Origin of the sequence: Labilibaculum euxinicum, assembly GCF_963678175.1 — a bacterium.
In the GTDB taxonomy this organism is placed as follows: domain Bacteria; phylum Bacteroidota; class Bacteroidia; order Bacteroidales; family Marinifilaceae; genus Labilibaculum; species Labilibaculum euxinus.
The window spans coordinates 76,235-92,233 of the sequence record NZ_OY782756.1; the positions used below are offsets into that span (position 1 = coordinate 76,235).

The following is a 15,999-nucleotide window of genomic DNA, read 5'->3' on the forward strand; positions in this document are numbered from 1 at the left end:
TTGATGAGAATTTCATCTGTTTATTATAAAATTTTTATTCTTAGCCAGTTGATTAGTTTGGGACTACATAGAAACCGGTATTTTCCCTTTGTACAATTGTTGTTGTTTTAGCATCCGGTCTGCCCAACCAAAAATCTTCTTCCGACCTCGTCATATCCCCGGTGCTTCCTTCATCCAAATCGCAGGTATAAGTTCCTCCAATTTCCAAATGATCAGATTTACTGTGAACAGAGCCATCATCATTATAGGTTACATACTTAACTGTTAATCGATAACTATCACTTTCGTCAACATCAAGAACTTCCATTTTACCCAAATACCCGTCAGACGTACCGTAAATGATGGTAGTCCCATTTTTCAGAAGAATTCCCGATTGATTGGAAACCGGGATATTCCCATTTGGTAAGCTTTCCATTTTAGTATCGATCGCTTTACGATCCAAAGAATCAAAAATTGAATTGCCTGAAGTATTTGGTTTGGCTGATGTTGCAATTCCTTCCACTTTCACAAACTCAACTCTTCGGTTGTTCGCTTTTCCCTCCGGTGTGCTGTTGTTATCCAATGGCTTGCTTTCTCCAAAACCGGCGTAACTCAATCGGTTCGATGAGATTCCCATCTGAATTAATTTCTCCATAACAACTTTAGCTCTCGCTTCCGATAAACTTTTGTTTGATGCATCATCACCATCGCTATCGGTATGACCTTCGACGCTAAAATTTAAATCAGGTTGTTTTTGCAGTAATTCGTAAATTTTATTGATTGGCCCCATCGACTCGGGCTTTAAACTGGCCTTGTTTACATCGAAGCGGATACCGTTGCAGATAATCTTACCATCTTGAAGTACACGATCGTAATACTTAACACCACCTTTTGCAATGCGAATATTCTTGATGTATTTTTCGTAATCCGAAGAGGCATATTTTTCCATTTGTATGGTTAAACCAGTAGGATTAGCTTCATAATGTGGAATATTGATCAAGCGGGTGTCATCCATATAAGCTTTCATCTTCCCTTTGGTAAAAGCAATCGAAATATGACGCCAACCACCAACTGCATCCCAGTTCCCTTTAGATTTTCCGGGGTAATTAGTGGAACTAGAACCTAGAGTTAAGCTATTCACATATACATATAGCCTATCATTATTATTACATCGTTGATTCTTCGCATCAAAAAAACTGATAAAATATCTTCCTGAATATCCTGTACCAAAAAAGGCATCGAACTCTATCGTGAAAATTTCTGGTAAATAATCCTCCTTCGAATTTTTCAAATAAGGAACAATAGTGCCATGCTCTATTGAATAGATAACATTTTCACCATCTACCTGCGCAATCTCTACATTTCCTTCCTTTAGATCCCAACGACTTGGAAACTCACCATTCTCCTCCATTAGACTTGGGCCATCTTCAAAAATCACAACATCACCCGGAACGAAATCGAATTTATTCCAAACTACATCTGGCTTTTTAGCAACTTGCTTTTCTACTCTCTCGTTACTATTATTCCCATCATTTCTATTTGAGTCTTCTTTCTTGTCTGAGGTATTTTTTGGCTCTTCATTCGCAGCTTTCTTTTTCTTCTTTTTCTTTTTACCGAATAAACTTCCAATACCTTCTTCCAGTTTATCGAAGCCTTTATCTACGCCTCGTTCTATTTTATTATTAGCACGACGTGTACCTTGTTTCTTTACTACTTTTTCCGGCTCCACTACTTGAGCATCTACCAGAGTGATGCAAAGTGACATCAATAATGTTATGAATATTAGCTTTTTCATCTGTTCTTTTTTTGGTTTCGAATACAATGTAAATGTATGCTGCTAATCAATCCTCAAATAGGAAGCATGTTCCAAAAACAAAAACAAATGTTTAAAATACTATATATTAATCCTTTAAGTTTATTTTATTTATCTGTATGTATAAATTGTGATTACATAACATGCACGCAAACGAAAGGCAGATAGGATGCTGATCAGACACAATCATGCAGTAAAATCCGATCAATTTAAACATCATTACCTCCTGGACATGTGACTTTTAGTGAGATTTCCCGTCTGATTTTTTTTCTAATATATTTGTGGATTGACAGAGAAAAATAGAAAAGAAAGATATTGGAGTATTACAAATGTTCCAAACAGCAAAACAAATGTTCCAAAACAACACAACTAATTGACATTTAATTGATTGGTGCGGAATTACAATTAACCATTTAAACAAGTATCGTAAAATAAATTGGCTCTGGTTTTAAGAGAACACCATTCTTGAGCCGATAACAATTAAAATTAGTTTGTTAATTAACAAACACAGGAGCAATAACCCGTATGTATTTCGCGTAAGGTATTACACAAATATCCTCAACAAAAAAGATTCTATAAAATTGAATGAACTCAGTTTTGATGTTTACTTGGCAAGAGACCAAATAACAAATTGCCTACCTCCTAATCATCGGGTAAGTAGCAAGCGATTTGGTTCTCTTTATCTTTTTAATTTTTAATGTACATAAAACTTTACTTTGATATACATTAAAATAAAGTTTTATGTACATTAAAAATAATTATTGCCTAGATAAAACAAATAACTTTACCTGTACACAGTAAGGAATACTACTTAAGAATATATCACAATAAGCTTACTTAAAAAGTTTTAATTGGAATGTTCCTTTATATACTCGGAGGGAGTACAACCTTGAATCTCTTTAAAGCATTTGGAAAAATACGAAGTGTCGTTAAATCCGGTAGAAAAACAAACATCACTAATATTCACATCTGGGTTCAATAAAATTTCCGATGCCATTTTTATTCTTTGCGTTCTGATGAATGCAGTAGCCGACAGTCCGGTTAAAGCTTTTAACTTACGATGAAGTTGTGTTCGGCTCATTAAAGTCTCCTCGCAAAACTGATCTACAGTAAAATCCGGATTGTGTAAATTCGCTTCCAGAACTTTCTGCAATGTTCTTGCAAATTTCTCTTCTTCAGATGGAAACACAATATTTAAAGGACTGATAACTATTTCATTTTGATACTTTTTCTGCATCTCTTTTCTTGTGGCAATTAGTCTTTCAACCTTAACGATTAAAGCCTGAGCATTAAATGGTTTCACGATGTAATCATCTGCACCGGATTTAAGACCATCCAATTCATTGTCATCACCAACTTTGGCAGTCAATAAAATAATGGGTATGTGATTGGTTTTCACATCTGCTTTTAAGCAGGAACAAAGCTCAACACCACCAACTTTTGGCATCATTACATCCGAAATAATCAAATCAGGAATATATTCGATTGCCATCTTAATCCCAATTTCCCCGTCTTCAGCTTCTAAAATTTTGTATTTATGAATAAAGTAAGTCTTGATGTATTTCCGCATATCTAAATTATCCTCAACAAGCAACAATACGGGCAAATCTTCAATTTTCACCTCGTTTTCTTCTTCCGGGTTCAAATCTGAATTTACTTCATAAAACTGCTCCTCTTTTTTTGCCAGAGGTAAAAGCGATATTTCGTTTGCCTTAAAATGATCTTTAGATGTTGGCAACAACAATTCAAATTGAATGATTTGACTATTGGAACAACTAACCTTTATGGGTGCGCGGTAAAGAGCACACAGTTCCTTCACTAAAGAGAGTCCAATACCGGTTCCTTGTGTTTCGTTTTCGCCTGCACGATAAAAACGATCAAAGATATGCGACAATTGCTCTTTGGTTAATGTGCAGCCCGAATTACTTACGGTGATTTTAATATGATCATTAAACGCAGCAAGCTTCAGTTCAACATTACCATTTCCGGGAACAAACTTAAATGCATTGGATAATAAATTGGTAATTATTATTTCGACAATATTCATATCGAACCAAACATCTCCTGATTCATTTATTTCCAATTGATAATTTATCTTTTTCTCAGATGCCTGATAAGTAAACGAATTTGAAATTCCTTTAAGCAATGTTGACAAATCGCCTTCCTGAGCAGCAATAGCAAAATGACCGGCATCAATTTTAGAAAGGTTTAAAAGTTGATCGACTAATGCAAGTAATCTGTTGGTGTTACGCAGAATCAGTTTCATCTCATCCTGCTCCTCATTACTATGAGGCCGGGCTAAATGCTTTTCTACCGGACCTGTAATTAACGTTAAAGGTGTTCTAAATTCATGGGAGATACTACTGAAAAATTTTGATTTCATCTGATTAACAATCTGTAACTCTCTTGAAACCTTTTGTTTGTTCTTGTATAAATAATAAAAAAATGCAGCCAATCCTCCAAAGAGCAAAAGCAGAACTCCAAACTGATTTCTCTGCATTTTTTTTGATTCTCCAATCAATTGATTTCTGGTATTCAACAGCTCAATCTGATGGGTTTTATTTTCCGATTGATATTTAAATTCCAAATCATTCATTACGCGAACTGATTCGCTGTTGTATAACGAATCGGTATAATTTTTATGCAATAACAGAGCATCACTTGCCTCCCGATATCTTCCTGTTGCATAATAGACTTCATACAAAACCTTATTCGCAAACATTAGATTATCAACAGAATGAATTTCTTTTGAAATTAATCGTCCTTCCAACAAATTCTTTTCAGCTTCCTTGTATCGTTTTAACTTCGAACAAACATTACCATGCTGAATTAGTATCGTACTTAAGTAACGCTTATCATTTCTTTTCCGCTGCAAAGCGAGTGCCTGCTCAAAATACCCATAGGCTTTCTCATATTCATTTTGAAACATTTTCACTTGTCCCAAAAGCTGATAACAAATTCCCTCACCAATAGGATTCCCCCGTAATTTTGACAGCTCCAGCGATTTATTAATATAGTAATTGGCCGAATCAGCTTCCTGCAAATCGAGATAGGCTTCTCCAACATTCCCATAACTAATCTCTAAATGATATTTATTGTCGCTGCTTACTCCATATTTTAAAGATTCCCGAAAATAGGATAAGGCCTTTTCATATTCTTTTTGCACCAAATAGATATTTCCAATTCCATTTTCGGCAATTGCCTTGCCATATAAATTGTTAGTAAATTCTGTTGTACTGATTGATGAAACAAAATAATTAAGAGCCTCTTCATTCCGATCGGTTTTTCGACAGACAACCCCCAGCTCATTGTAGATTCTCCCTAATTTATAGTGATCTTTTATTTTATGAGCAAAGGGCAGTGACTTTTGATAGTAATATTTAGCAGAATCGTAGCCATGTGTATATCGATGGTTTACCCCTATCCGATAATATATTTCTGCCAGGCCGGTAGTATCCTTATCAGTTTTAATTTTATTCAAAAGCAGATGCAAATAAGACGGATATTCATCTTTTAAAATTTTCCGGTTATCAGATACAAGGCCGATTACACTATCAGAATTTTTCATTTTCCCTTCAACCATAACCAGCTCATTTATGGCTACTTTCAGGCTATCTAAATCATGAAACCGGACTTTCTTATAATCATCCTTAGCATATGCTTTAGTAATTAGTATCGTGAAAAGAAAGAAAAGAAATTTTTTTTTTATCATATTATCAATTATAAGTCTTCTTAAAAAAACGACTGAAAATTACCCGTTAAATATAACACCAATCCTCAAAAGCAACCAAACTCCGTAAAAGATTGCCCTAAACATTCTGAATGAGTGAATTTAAGCCAAAAATAATGCAGATGCAAATATATCACAGAACTTAACAAAACAATAATCTTAGTGTGCATTTTAAACCTAAAATATTCCATATTCATCAAACAGTAATCCTAATTAAATATTTACCCTACTACTTTTAGTAAAATTGATTGAAACCTTACACTGCAACTTATTTTATTAGTTCAGATTTTACCGGTTATCCGAAGCCACTCTACGCTTAAAATCTCCCTGATTTGGAATATTTATTAGTATCTTTACCATCCCTTATATACACATTTACACGCCTTGTTATTTAGTAAGGCAAAAGGATTTTACAATGAATTTTGAAAGCATAAAAAAGAAACTTGAGCAATACAAAGCCGAAGGAAAGACGATGTTTACCACATCCTCTTTTCAATCGCACAGTCTTGTTTTACTTCATATTATCAGCCGGATAGACAATACAATACCTGTTTATTTTATCAATACCGGATTTTTATTCCCTGAAACCATTCAGTTTAAAGATCAAATCGCCAAAGAATTTGGATTGAAAATTATCGATGCAAAATCTTCAATACCAAAAGCACAACAAAAAGATGCGAAAGGAAATTTTCTTTTCACCTCTGATCCTGATTACTGTTGTTTCCTAAATAAAGTACAACCTCTGGATGGTGTTTTGGCAGATCACGATGTTTGGATCAATGGTGTTCGGGCAGATCAGTCGGCTGTTCGAAAAGCGATGAATATTGAACAGGATGCTCCTCATGGTGTCACCCGGTTTCATCCGATGTTAGACTGGAGCAAGCAGGAAATTTACAAATACATTAAAGAGCACAATCTTCCCCGTCATCCGCTCGAAGCAAAAGGTTACGACAGCATTGGCTGTGAACCCTGCACACGAAAAATGACTCTGGGCGATGATCGGTCGGCACGATGGTTTGGAATGAAAAAAACCGAATGTGGTTTAAATACCGATTTGGTAATTAAAAAAGATAAATAATAATTACAGCTAATAATCCGAAATTAAAACACAGATACAATGAGAGTATTAATTACAGGTGGTGCCGGTTACATTGGCACCGAATTATGCATAAAATTGAATCAGAACCCTGATGTAAAAGAAATTATTGTATTGGATAATCTGCATCAGGCTAACTTCAATCTGTTTTTACACTCCCAAATAAAACCTGGCAAACTAACTTTTGTTAGAGGTGAACTTTTGGATTCAAGAACTCTCGATAAAATTATAAAAGATATTGATGTAGTTTATCATCTTGCTGCTGAAAATTCGGACAACGATAAGCTTCATCATCTTCATGAGCAGGTTAATAACTGGGGAACCGCTGAGTTGGTTTATGCTATAGAAGAAAGCAACGTAAAACAATTGGTATACGTTAGTTCAACAGCCGTTTACGGTTATTCTGATAATGAATTCGACATTTACTCCATTCCTGAACCAACAACTTCATTGGGAAGTTCTACATTAAGAGGAGAACAACATGTTGAACGAATCATGTCGAAAATAAACACTCAAATTATTCGTTTGGGAAATGTTTTTGGTTACGGTGTAAGCATGAATATGAAAGGAATTTTAAACAGTTTACTTTTCGATTCTCATTTTGTGGGTCGTATTTCCATCCACGGAAGTGGAAACCAAAAACGTCCGTTTATTTCTTTGGAAAAAACCAGCAGCATCTTAGCCAATCTTTTGGGTGGCAAATTAGATTCCGGAATTTATAATCTGGTGGAATACAACAAATCAATTATGGATATCGTGGAAGTTATTCAAGCCCAAAATCCGGATATGGAAATGATTTTCACCAACCAGCATCTCGAACTGCCTCAGCAATTGGTTGCTGTTGATGAGCGAATTATGAAATTGTACGAAGGAGAAAAATTAGGCTTTGAAGAAGAACTAAAAATACTTAAAGAACATTTTGAGGCTTCAAGCCTATAAAAGCTATTTGTTGCCAGATACAAAAAAGCTTGATTCGAGAATGAATCAAGCTTTTCTTGTTTTATGGATAACCTGCATTCCAACTAAATTTTTTCCGTCAGTTTCTTTACAAACCGGTATTTGTTAAAAAACTCTTTTGCTATAACACGCATAATTGTGTAAGATGGTATTGCCAGCATCATTCCTAAAATACCTGCCATACTCCCTGCCATAATAATCACAATAAAAATTTCGAGAGGATGAGCATTTACACTGTTGGAATAAATTAAGGGTTGAAACAAAATATTGTCAATCACCTGAACTGTGGCAAATACAAGTGCCATATATCCCAAAAGAGGAACAATTCCCGTATAAAAATCAATATCTAAATTAGTGGCAATTCCAATAATCATTCCAAAACAGGCTCCAATAATTGGTCCTATATATGGAATCACATTCATGATTCCAGCAAACAGCCCAATTACAACTGCGGTACTAAAAGGCAAACCAACAATGGTAAGACCAATGGTTACCATAAAACCAACGAGTATCACCTCAAAAAACAGTCCTACAAAATAGCGCATTAACAGTTTTTTTATCGAATCCAATACATGGCGAACACCTTCTTCGTTGCGGGCCGGAACCAAAACCACAACCCCTTCGGTAAACAAACTGCTGTCCTTCAAAAAGAAAAAAGTAATGAAAGAGATCGAAAACAATGCAATAAATGTATTCCCTAAAGTACCAACAAGAGAACCAAAAATATCCGAAACATCAGACACCTTCACAAATGATGAAATATTTTTAACCAGAACTGCTTTCAGGTCAAAAGTCTCGCCATTGGCAGAATACTTCACCACAAAAGCTTCTATTTTTTGCATTGGTTCTTCAAGACTTTGAACGGCTGCATTTACATCTATATTTGATAGATCCTGCGCCTGCGATGCTATCATTGGAATAAAGGTCCGGAAGAACATAATCATAACCATCCACAAAAGGATGAGTGTTATCCCTGCAGATAAAACCGAAGGAAATTGCCATTTCTTGATCTTTAAACCATTTAAAAAATCGACAACCGGACGTCCAATAAAGGAAAGAACAACCGAAATTAAAACGTATGTCACAATATTGCTGAAATACCAAAACAATAACCCTAACATGATTAAACCAAGAGCTACAATAAAATATTTTCCTTTTTCATTCATAGGTTTGAAATTAAATTGGTATAACAGTTTAAAAGTAAGAAATTTTATGGTTTCAAGGAACCGAAACAAAAAAAGGCTTTCTTTCGAAAGCCCTTTCCTAAATCTAATCCAAATTATAATTTTATGGGATTATCTACTTTCTGTTTCATCAAGGCAATATCCAAAACTTCCATAATCTCATCAACAAAGTGAAATTTAAGACCTTTTAAATAAATATCCTTAATTTCCTCAATGTCTTTTTTATTCTGATTGCAAAGTATAATTTCCTTAATTCCGGCTCTCTTGGCTGCAAGAATTTTTTCCTTAATTCCTCCAACCGGCAACACTTTTCCGCGAAGAGTAATTTCACCAGTCATAGCCAAGTGTTTTTTCACTTTGCGTTGTGTGAAAATTGAAGCCATGGCTGTCACCATAGTAACTCCAGCTGAAGGTCCGTCTTTTGGAATTGCTCCTTCGGGTACGTGAACATGAAGATTCCACTCATCGAAAGTTTCCTTTTTAATCCCCAATGCACCACAGTGTGCTCTCAAATATTCTTGTGCCAGCAATGCTGATTCTTTCATAACATCGCCCAAGTTCCCGGTAAGGGTTAATTTCCCTTTTCCAGCCGACAAACTCGATTCGATGAACAAAATTTCACCACCAACCGAAGTCCAGGCCAAACCTGTAACTACACCGGCATATTCATTCCCTTGATATTTATCGCGGTTAAAGATTGGTGCACCTAAAAATTCTTTCAGATCTGCAATCTTTATATTAATATCATATTCTTCGCCCATTGCCACCTTACGGGCAATACGTCTCATTAGCTTGGCAATTCGCTGATCCAATGCTCTTACACCCGACTCACGAGTATATTTATCGATGATTTCGGCAATTACCTCCTTCGAGATTTTAATATTATCAGCAGTAATACCATGATTCTCCATTTGCTTTGGAATCAAATGAGTCTTGGCAATCTGTACTTTTTCTTCCTGAATGTAACCACTTACATCAATCATTTCCATACGATCGCGAAGAGGAGCTGAAATCGCCCCAATATTATTGGCCGTTGCTACAAACATCACATTCGACAAATCGTAGTCTACATCCAAAAAATTATCATGAAACGCACTATTCTGCTCAGGATCAAGAACCTCTAATAAAGCCGAAGATGGATCTCCTCTAAAATCATTACTTACTTTATCAATCTCATCCAAAATAAAAACTGGATTGGATGAACCGGCTTTTTTCATTCCCTGAATAATTCTTCCCGGCATTGCACCAATATATGTTTTTCTGTGACCACGAATTTCTGACTCGTCATGCAAACCGCCTAGAGACATTCTGGCATATTTTCGATCCAAGGCTCTCGCAATTGATTTTCCTAAAGATGTTTTACCCACTCCCGGAGGCCCGTACAAACATAAAATCGGTGATTTTAAATCCCCTTTTAGTTTTAATACAGCCAAATGCTCAATAATTCTGTCTTTTACTTTTTCCAAACCAAAGTGATCCTGATCCAGAATTTTTTGAGCTCTTTTCAAGTTGAAATTATCCTTGGTGCATTCGCTCCATGGTAAATCAAGAAGCTCCTCAAGGTAATTTAACTGCACCGAATATTCTGCAGAAGCAGGATTCAGACGCTGAAGTTTATTCAATTCTTTTTCAAAAACAGCTGCAACCTCGTCGGTCCATTTTTTTGTTTGTGCCCTTTCTTCCAACTCCTCTACATCCTGATCATTTGGTCCTCCGCCCAATTCATCCTGAATGGTTTTCATTTGCTGGTGCAGCAAGTATTCTCTTTGCTGCTGATCCATATCGGTTTTCACCTTGGTCTGAATATCATCTTTCAGCTCCAAAACCTGCACTTCACGAACCAATAACTCCAAAAGCTTCATTGCTCTGCCGGCAATCTCCTCAATCTCCAGCAACTTCTGTTTCTGGTTGTGCTTAATTTCAGAATTGCTTGAAATAAAATTGATTAAAAAGGAAGATCCTTCGATATTCTTAATTGCAAAACTAGCCTCATTAGGAATGTGCGGCGATAATTTAATCACCTTAACTGCCATATCCTTAACAGAAGATATAAGAGCTTTAAACTCATTATCTTCCTCAACAGGACGAATATCTTTCAGCGTTTTAATCTTAGCAATGTGGTAAGGCTCCTCTGAAATCATTTCCTGCAACTCAAATCTCTTTTTACCTTGTAAAATAACTGTGGTAGAACCATCAGGCATTTCCAAAATTTTGATAATCTGAGCAACCGTTCCAATTTTATAAATATCATCGAAATGCGGATCTTCAACACTCAAATCTATTTGAGTGGCAGCTCCCAACATCCCCTTCTTGCTGTATACTTCACGAACTAATTTCAAGGATTTCTCTCTTCCTACCGAAATAGGGATTACTACACCAGGAAATAAAACCGTGTTACGAAGAGGCAAAATTGGCAAACTGTCAGGAACAACTAGTTCGTCCAACGCATTTTCATCCTCATCGGTTATAATTGGAATAAAATCTGAATCTTCGTCCATCATATTCGTTAATGCGATATCACTTATATTGATTTCAATCTTTCTGCTCATTATTTCGCTTGTCATGTTCTCATTACTCACTATAAAGAAAACAAACTTATGTCCTGTAAAAAGTGACAAAATGTCTGTTTCCACCAATATTAATAGGTCACTATTTACTTGGCAATAGCTATGCCAAAATAAAAAATGAGTTCTATCAGTTAACAGAAAGAACTCATATTAATATAATAAGGATTTGTGCTAAAATGATTTCCGATACTCTTTGGTCATTTCAAATACATTTGTTAAGATATTTTTCTCCACCTCATTAAATTCCAAACCTCTGCGCTGCATTACCAAATCAGCAACTTCGAAAGTTGCTTTTAAGCGATATTCCTTAAAACCATGATTGCCGCCCATTGCAAAAGAGGGAATAAAATTACGGGGAAATCCGGCGCCAAACACATTGGCACTCACACCAATAACAGTTCCTGTATTCAACATGGTATTAATGCCGCATTTAGAATGATCACCCATGATAGTACCACAAAACTGCAGGCCTGTTTTTTCAAAACTTTCACTTGAGTAGTTCCACAACTTCACTTCCGAATAATTGTTTTTCAAATTTGAATTATTTGTGTCAGCACCAATATTACACCATTCGCCCAATACTGCATTTCCTAAAAAACCATCATGAGCTTTGCTCGAATAACCAAACAACACCACATTATTTAATTCTCCGCCACATTTGCAGTAGGGACCTAATGTAGTTGCACCATACACTTTGGCTCCCATTTTTAATTCTGCATGTTCGCACATGGCCAAAGGACCACGCACCAAACATCCTTCCATAATAACTGCATCTTTTCCAATGTAAATTGGTCCGTCAACAGCATTAAGACATGCAAATTCTACTTTTGCTCCTTCTTCAAGAAATATATTCTCTTTTCCAAGAACATTTACCGTATCACTTATCTTCTGCGATTGTCTTCCTTTGGTCAGCAATTCAAAATCGGCACGAAGAGCCTTGTCATTACTTCCAAATATATCGTAAGGCATTGCTATTCGATCAACAGCCTGTTTATACGCAACTTTAACTTTTGTTTCAATTCCTTCCTTGTTCACCAACTCAAGGTCAGCAGTCAAAAAATTAGCCGCCAGAATAACTCCATCCTTTGCAAGATACTCTCCCACTTTTAAATTCAGAATTGCATCTTTCAACCTCTCATCCGGAAGTACCGAACCATTAATCAATACATTTTGTTCCTGAACAAAGATTGGATATTTTACAGATAAATAATCCTGCGTAAAATGACTTAAGCTGGCTGTAAGATATTTCTCCCATTTTTCACGAATGCTTAAAATGCCAACCCGAATCTCTGATACCGGACGGGTAAATGTGAGTGGACGCAGATCATTCCAAGTCCCATCATCAAAAAGAATATAATTCATAGTAGTAGTGATTTAAATCCGAAGGATTTTTATGTATGATCAAAAATAAAAAAAAGCCTCGAATAATCGAGGCTTTTTCTTAATATGGTAGATTTTTTAATCTTACTTCTTGTTACCGTCCATGTGTTTCTTGTAACGATTCATGAACTTATCAACACGACCAGCAGTATCTACTAATGTCATCTTACCTGTGTAGAAAGGGTGAGATGTATTAGAGATCTCAAGCTTAATAACTGGGTACTCAATGCCTTCGAACTCAATAGTTTCTTTAGTTCTAGCAGTCGACTTAGCAATAAAAACAGTTTCGTTTGACATGTCTTTAAAAGCCACAAGACGGTAATTTTCCGGATGTATTCCTTGTTTCATTTTAATATCCTTTAGTTTCTTATAATCTACTTCCAATAGGCTGCAAAGGTAAATATTGTAATCTGTTTTGCAAAAGAATAAATAAATTATTCTCCACTTTCCATTACTTTTTTCTCTTTTGCCTTACTTCCCCTGTTTTCCAGAGGGATAATAGGTGTCCGTTTAAAGGGCTTATTAGGGTCAAAAAGCAAACGATAGGTATAATGTGTTTTCATTTTCACACCACCAACCGACTCATAAATAGAAATCATTTTCGGATTAAAATCTCCCACCCACGAAAGTTCCACTTCTTTATAATGCGGTTTTCTCTTCATCACTTTATCCATGTGCCAGAAGATTGCCGACTCAATTCCAAACCTTTGATATTTAGGAACAACACCCATTATTGAGATTCGAGCGCGGGTAATTGTTTTCTTTTTTAAATGATATAAAAATTTCAGTTTACTCCAGAAATTAAATTTACCATCCATCTTTATCAAGATCTGATTGATATCCGGCATCATCACAAAAAATGCAATTGGATTTCCTTCATGATAAGCAAACCAAATAAATTCTTCCTCGACTACTCCTTTTCCATCACGAGCCATTTTACGGATATCCTCAGGATCTATCGGCGAGAAATTATCATGAAATTTCCATGCTTCATTATAAATTGCAATTAAATCCTGAATGTATTTTTCCGATTTTGTATATGAAAAATGCTCAAAAGTAAATCCCGGCTTTTTAGCAACCCACTCAGCAATTTTCCAAAATCGCTCCGGAAAAGGCTTTTTTAAATCAAGATGATAGCTATACTGTTCGAAGAACACCTTAAAGCCATACTCCTCGAAAAATACCTTGTAATATTTTTGATGATATGGCATTCCGTATCCCTGAGGCATAAAACCATCAACCAAAAGTCCCCAATGATTATCATTTTCGCCAAAATTCACCGGACCATCCATGGCTTCCATACCACGCACAGTTAACCACTCTTTTGCTGTGTCAAACAAAAGAAAAGCTGCCTTTTTGTCATTTACACATTCAAAAAAACCACATCCGCCAGTCGGCTGATCAAAAGAAAAAGCTTTATTGGTATTGATAAATGCAGCTATGCGTCCAATTACTTTTCCTTCATCGTTTTGCAATATCCATCGGCCTGCCTCACCATGCTTAAAGAATGAATTTTCCTTCGGATCAAATATTCCTTCAATCTCAGCATCCAACGGACACGCATAATTGGAATCATCCTTATAAATGATTCTGGCAATATCTAAAAAATCTTTTTGATGCGTCTGATCTAAAACTTCAACTATCCTCACTCGATTCGTTTTTATTTAAGTTTTGTAATTTGGGGTTTCAATGTAAATTTTATCGTCTGGCCAATTTCGAGAGCAATCTCAACAATTCAACATACAACCAAACCAATGTTACCATCAGCCCAAATGCACCATACCACTCCATATATTTTGGAGCTCCGGATTGGGCACCTTTTTCAATAAAATCGAAATCTAAAACCAGATTAAGTGCAGCTATAACAACAATGAAAAGGCTGATCCCAATACTTAGTAAATCAGAACCATTTGCGATATTTAAGCCAATGCCAAACATGCTCAAAATCCAGTTCAACATGTAAAATATAAAAATACCTCCTGTAGCTGCAATAACACCAGACTTAAATTTCTCTGTTGCTTTAATTAATCCTGATTTATAGGCAAAAAGCATTGCGAACAATGTGGCAAATGTTAAGCCAACCGCCTGCACCACAATACCCTGATTAGCGACATTCATCATCGCCGACAATCCACCCAACATTAAACCTTCGGCTAAAGCATAAAAAGGAGCTGTGTAAGGAGACCAAGCCGGCTTAAAAGCAGTCGCAATAGCAAGAATTAAGCCTACAATAGCTCCACCTATTAACCACGGCATCACCACTGATGAATCCATAGAATCATTGTATAATCCCCATGTATAACTTGCTGCGGCTACAAGAAAAAACAGTAACAAACCGACTTTATTTACGGTTCCGTTTACCGTCATTGCTTCACTGTACGATCCACTTCTTGAAGCGTAAAAAATTTTTTCGCTCAGAACAGGATTTGAACTTTTTGTATATCCCATATGTGTTAACTATTAATCTTTAAAATCTATTCTTAAATGTTGCAAAAATATGTTTCAAATTTACTTTGTTTAATTTTCTTTTCCTAGATGTGAATGCCATATCACATCATAAAATATCTTAAAAAACACTTACAAATTAAGTTCATATTGAAGATCAGCCCAAATCTCTTTCCAGTCCTCATCCTCTCTCTTTAATTCGCAAACCAAAGCAACAAGCTTATTTACAACAACATCTCCTCTTCGGGCAATTTTCCCCAAGGCTCTTTTTACCTGATTCAAAAAGTAAGCATCCTCGAATTTATTTGGAAGCATTTCTATAAAATCGATAAACAGCCTGTCACTCCCCTCTTTTTTATCCATTGCCAGGCGTCCAACAACCATTACTGCACACACCTGTTTTGCTGCAATATCACTTTTCACCCACTCTTTAACAAGCTCCTTTATATTAGGCAGATACTGAAACAAATTCATACTTGCCTGCTCCAATAATTCATTTGAATCCATCTCGGCGAACCAACGCTCTAACTGATCTCCTGTCACTTTTTCCGGTTCTTCGAGAAGAGTTGCCACGATTTTCGATTCGCGAAAGCCTTTTGTCCACAATTTATGTGCTAAAAGATGATCCTTCTGATAATCTTTCCCAATTTCCCGCAAATTTACAATTGTTGCTCCCAATGCTTTTGGGTAGTTCAATCCAAATTTTTTCATTTCATGATGTGTCTCACCATTACGAAGAATTTGAATTTTCTTGAAAATTTCCTGAAACAATTCTTCTGTTTCTTTTTTATCGATAAAAAAATCCATTTTATTAAAATTAGTTAACTGCCTGCAAAGGTAGAGTTTAT

General features: G+C 35.8%; 11 protein-coding genes. 2 read left to right on the top strand and 9 right to left on the bottom strand.

Annotation, left to right across the window (positions count from 1 at the left end; genetic code table 11):
• Positions 1-52: 52 nt before the first annotated feature.
• Both ACY0M5_RS00365 and ACY0M5_RS00370 read right to left on the bottom strand, forming a co-directional pair.
• The gene (locus ACY0M5_RS00365) at positions 53-1,774 is read right to left on the bottom strand and encodes an OmpA family protein (protein WP_461630441.1); all 1,722 of its coding nucleotides are present in this window, start codon (positions 1,772-1,774) and stop codon (positions 53-55) included.
• An 865-nt stretch (positions 1,775-2,639) separates the two neighbouring features.
• Complete coding sequence (locus ACY0M5_RS00370) at positions 2,640-5,504, bottom strand: tetratricopeptide repeat protein (protein ID WP_461630442.1); 2,865 nt, start codon at positions 5,502-5,504, stop codon at positions 2,640-2,642.
• A gap of 433 nt (positions 5,505-5,937) precedes the next feature.
• Between ACY0M5_RS00370 and ACY0M5_RS00375 the strand changes: the two genes are divergently transcribed.
• Together ACY0M5_RS00375 and ACY0M5_RS00380 are read left to right on the top strand one after the other, a co-directional pair.
• Entirely contained in the window at positions 5,938-6,600 is a 663-nt protein-coding gene (locus ACY0M5_RS00375) for a phosphoadenylyl-sulfate reductase (protein ID WP_461630443.1), read from the top strand.
• A gap of 39 nt (positions 6,601-6,639) precedes the next feature.
• On the top strand, positions 6,640-7,557 hold the full coding sequence (locus ACY0M5_RS00380; protein WP_461630444.1) for an NAD-dependent epimerase/dehydratase family protein: 918 nt from the start codon (positions 6,640-6,642) through the stop codon (positions 7,555-7,557).
• Between the two features lie 83 nt (positions 7,558-7,640).
• Here ACY0M5_RS00380 and ACY0M5_RS00385 read toward each other — a convergent pair whose 3' ends face one another.
• The 7 genes from ACY0M5_RS00385 to ACY0M5_RS00415 form a co-directional block, all read right to left on the bottom strand.
• On the bottom strand, positions 7,641-8,741 hold the full coding sequence (locus ACY0M5_RS00385) for an AI-2E family transporter (protein WP_461630445.1): 1,101 nt from the start codon (positions 8,739-8,741) through the stop codon (positions 7,641-7,643).
• A gap of 113 nt (positions 8,742-8,854) precedes the next feature.
• Complete coding sequence (lon, locus tag ACY0M5_RS00390; RefSeq protein WP_461630446.1) at positions 8,855-11,308, bottom strand: endopeptidase La; 2,454 nt, start codon at positions 11,306-11,308, stop codon at positions 8,855-8,857.
• A 189-nt stretch (positions 11,309-11,497) separates the two neighbouring features.
• On the bottom strand, positions 11,498-12,688 hold the full coding sequence (locus tag ACY0M5_RS00395) for a GlmU family protein (protein WP_461630447.1): 1,191 nt from the start codon (positions 12,686-12,688) through the stop codon (positions 11,498-11,500).
• Between the two features lie 102 nt (positions 12,689-12,790).
• A complete protein-coding gene (locus ACY0M5_RS00400) occupies positions 12,791-13,054 on the bottom strand; it encodes a type B 50S ribosomal protein L31 (protein WP_101308277.1) in 264 nt (87 codons plus the stop codon).
• A gap of 86 nt (positions 13,055-13,140) precedes the next feature.
• A complete protein-coding gene (locus ACY0M5_RS00405; protein WP_461630448.1) occupies positions 13,141-14,355 on the bottom strand; it encodes an N-acetyltransferase in 1,215 nt (404 codons plus the stop codon).
• A 49-nt stretch (positions 14,356-14,404) separates the two neighbouring features.
• A complete protein-coding gene (locus ACY0M5_RS00410; RefSeq protein ID WP_124992531.1) occupies positions 14,405-15,154 on the bottom strand; it encodes a Bax inhibitor-1/YccA family protein in 750 nt (249 codons plus the stop codon).
• Positions 15,155-15,283: 129 nt separating this feature from the next.
• A complete protein-coding gene (locus tag ACY0M5_RS00415; protein ID WP_461630449.1) occupies positions 15,284-15,958 on the bottom strand; it encodes a DNA alkylation repair protein in 675 nt (224 codons plus the stop codon).
• Positions 15,959-15,999 lie beyond the last annotated feature (41 nt).